A 248-nucleotide genomic window follows, 5' to 3' on the forward strand; every position below is an offset into this window, starting at 1 on the left:
AATTCGGGGCGAGAATAAGGCTTAACCCACGGTTGCGAGGATCGGGAAGGTTTCGAGCAGCCAGAAGGAGAAAGCCGTGAAAGCACCGGTCAGCAAGGCCAACCCGACGAGCACGAGAAGCCCCCCCCATGATCCGCTCAATCAGCTTCATATGCGGTTTGATCCGGTTCATCAGCGTCATGGCGCGGGTGATGAACATCGCGGCCAGCAGGAACGGGATCCCCAGCCCCGCCGCATAGACGCCTAGC

1 pseudogene is annotated in these 248 nt (G+C 60.1%); it reads right to left on the reverse strand.

The annotated features are described in order from the left end of the window. Positions 1–21: 21 nt before the first annotated feature. A pseudogene (locus tag FCK22_RS18695) lies at positions 22–248 on the reverse strand (cytochrome c biogenesis protein CcdA); the annotation flags it as partial.

The sequence above is a fragment of the Sulfitobacter sp. 15WGC genome, from assembly GCF_005068605.1.
GTDB lineage: Bacteria > Pseudomonadota > Alphaproteobacteria > Rhodobacterales > Rhodobacteraceae > Sulfitobacter > Sulfitobacter faviae.